Source organism: Streptomyces sp. NPDC055815 (assembly GCF_053616475.1).
Window position 1 is genome coordinate 1 of the sequence record NZ_JBSHDU010000171.1, and the last position, 3,060, is coordinate 3,060.

Consider the following 3,060-nt stretch of genomic DNA (forward strand, 5'->3'; position numbering starts at 1 on the left):
GAAGCCTCTGGCGCCGGCAGGGGCGCCGTCCCGTGTGCCCACCCGTCCCGCCCCAGCGGGACGATTGCCCACACGGGCGCGGGGCAACGGGCGCGGGGCCGAGTGGGGGCCTGGGACTCGGTAACCTTGTGGGGGTGTCCGCGTCCCGACGGGCCCCCCGCTCACCCCCAGGAAGGTGTTCCCACCGTGGAATCCGTGATCGTCGCCATCGACGGGCCCTCCGGCACGGGCAAGTCCAGCACCTCGAAGGCGGTCGCCGCCAAGCTGGGGCTGAACTACCTCGACACCGGTGCCCAGTACCGGGCGATCACCTGGTGGATGATCAGCAACGGCGTCGACGTCACCGACGCCGAGGCCGTCGCCAACGCCGCGTCCAAGCCGGTCATCGTCTCCGGCACCGACCCGGCCCGGCCCACGATCACCGTCGACGGCGCCGACGCCTCCGGCCCGATCCGTACCGAGGAGGTCACCTCCCGGGTCAGCGCCGTCAGCGCCGTCCCCGAGGTGCGGAGCCTGATCACCGAGCTCCAGCGGTCCATCGCCCGCGGCGCCGAGACCGGCATCGTCGTCGAGGGCCGGGACATCGGCACCACCGTGCTGCCCGACGCCGACCTGAAGATCTTCCTCACCGCCTCGCCCGAGGCCCGTGCCGCCCGCCGCTCCGGCGAGCTCAAGGGCGTCGACGTGCACGCGACGAAGGAAGCCCTGATCAAGCGGGACGCGGCCGACTCCAGCCGCAAGACCTCCCCGCTCGCCAAGGCCGACGACGCCGTCGAGGTCGACACCACCGACCTCACCCTGGACCAGGTCATCGAGTGCGTCGTCACCCTCGTCGAGGAGAAGAGGGCGGGCGTCAAGTGACCCTGCCCTCCGCGAAGGGCGCGGCCGTCGGCCGCCGGATCGGCATCGGCCTGATGTACGGCTTCTGGAAGCCGCGCGTCCTCGGCGCCTGGCGGGTGCCGGCCTCCGGCCCCGTCATCCTCGCCGTCAACCACGCGCACAACATCGACGGCCCCATGCTCATGGGCACCGCCCCGCGGCCCGTGCACTTCCTCATCAAGAAGGAGGCGTTCGTCGGCCCGCTCGGCAACTTCCTGGAGGGCATCGGGCAGCTCAAGGTGGACCGGGAGAGCACCGACCGCAACGCGATAGGCAACGCGCTCGGCGTCCTGGAGCAGGGCGGCGTCCTCGGGATCTTCCCCGAGGGCACCCGCGGCGACGGCGACTTCGCCTCGCTGCGCGCGGGCCTGGCGTACTTCGCCGTCCGCAGCGGCGCGCCGATCGTCCCGGTCGCCGTCCTGGGAAGCACCGAGCGCCGCGGACGGTTGGTCAAGGCGCTGCCCCCGCTGCGCGGCCGCGTCGACGTCGTCTTCGGCGACGCCTTCGAAGCGGGGGACGGATCGGGCCGCCGCACCCGCAAGGCGCTCGACGAGGCCACCGTACGCATCCAGGAGCGGCTCACCGGCCACCTGGAAAACGCCAGGCGTCTCACCGGACGCTGAGCGAGACTTTCAGTAGTGGGCCCCGGTGACCGGGGACCCACCGACCACGAATGATCAAGGAACGGACTTCATGAACGACCAGCACGACCACGGGGCACTTGGCGACGCCGAGTACGCGGAGTTCATGGAGCTCGCCGCGGAAGAGGGCTTCGACGTCGAGGACGTCGAGGGTGCGATCGAGGAGGCCGGCCACGGCCCGCTCCCCGTTCTCGCCGTCGTCGGCCGCCCGAACGTCGGCAAGTCGACCCTGGTGAACCGCATCATCGGCCGCCGCGAGGCGGTCGTCGAGGACAAGCCGGGCGTCACCCGCGACCGCGTCACGTACGAGGCCGAGTGGGCCGGCCGCCGCTTCAAGGTCGTCGACACCGGCGGCTGGGAGCAGGACGTCCTCGGCATCGACGCCTCCGTCGCCGCCCAGGCCGAGTACGCCATCGAGGCCGCCGACGCCTGCCTCTTCGTCGTGGACGCCACCGTCGGCGCCACCGACACCGACGAGGCCGTCGTCAAGCTGCTCCGCCGCGCGGGGAAGCCCGTCGTCCTCGCCGCGAACAAGGTCGACGGCCAGTCCGGCGAGGCCGACGCGGCCATGCTCTGGTCCCTGGGCCTCGGCGAGCCGTTCCCCGTCTCCTCGCTGCACGGCCGCGGCACCGGCGACCTCCTCGACGAGGTCCTGAAGAAGCTGCCCGAGGCCCCCGAGCAGCGCTTCGGCAACGCGGTGGGCGGCCCCCGCCGCATCGCCCTCATCGGCCGCCCGAACGTCGGCAAGTCCTCCCTGCTCAACAAGGTCGCGGGCGAGGACCGGGTCGTCGTCAACGAGCTGGCCGGCACCACCCGCGACCCGGTCGACGAGCTCATCGAGCTCGGCGGCGTCACCTGGAAGTTCGTCGACACCGCCGGCATCCGCAAGAAGGTCCACCTCCAGGAGGGCGCGGACTACTACGCCTCCCTGCGGACCGCGGCCGCCGTCGAGAAGGCGGAGGTGGCCGTCATCCTCATCGACACCACCGACACCATCTCCGTCCAGGACCAGCGCATCATCACGATGGCGGTCGAGTCCGGCCGCGCCATCGTCATCGCCTACAACAAGTGGGACGAGCTCGACGAGGAGCGCCGCTACTACCTCGAGCGCGAGATCGAGACCGAGATGCAGCAGGTCGCCTGGGCGCCCCGGGTCAACGTCTCCGCCAAGACCGGCCGCCACATGGAGAAGCTGGTCCCGGCCATCGAGACCGCCCTCGCCGGCTGGGAGACCCGCGTCCCCACCGGCCGGCTCAACGCCTTCCTGGGCGAGATCGTCGCCGCCCACCCGCACCCGGTCCGCGGCGGCAAGCAGCCCCGCATCCTCTTCGGCACGCAGGCCGGCACCAAGCCGCCCCGCTTCGTGCTCTTCGCCTCCGGCTTCCTGGAGGCCGGCTACCGCCGCTTCATCGAGCGCCGGCTGCGCGAGGAGTTCGGCTTCGAGGGCACCCCGATCCACATCTCCGTCCGGGTCCGCGAGAAGCGCGGCCGGAAGAAGTAGCAGCGTGTGATGCGGCGGAGGGCCGGGACTCTTTCGAGT

General features: G+C 71.9%; 3 protein-coding genes. All 3 read left to right on the top strand.

The window, feature by feature from the left end; all coding sequences use genetic code 11:
* Positions 1–195: 195 nt before the first annotated feature.
* Entirely contained in the window at positions 196–861 is a 666-nt protein-coding gene (gene cmk, locus ACWGN5_RS41730) for a (d)CMP kinase (protein WP_453524238.1), read from the top strand.
* Positions 816–1,502, top strand: a complete 687-nt coding sequence (locus ACWGN5_RS41735; RefSeq protein ID WP_453524234.1) for a lysophospholipid acyltransferase family protein — start codon at positions 816–818, stop codon at positions 1,500–1,502. The genes cmk and ACWGN5_RS41735 overlap by 46 nt, the downstream gene beginning before the upstream one ends.
* A gap of 70 nt (positions 1,503–1,572) precedes the next feature.
* A complete protein-coding gene (gene der / locus ACWGN5_RS41740; RefSeq protein WP_453524236.1) occupies positions 1,573–3,021 on the top strand; it encodes a ribosome biogenesis GTPase Der in 1,449 nt (482 codons plus the stop codon).
* The last annotated feature ends 39 nt before the right edge of the window (positions 3,022–3,060 follow it).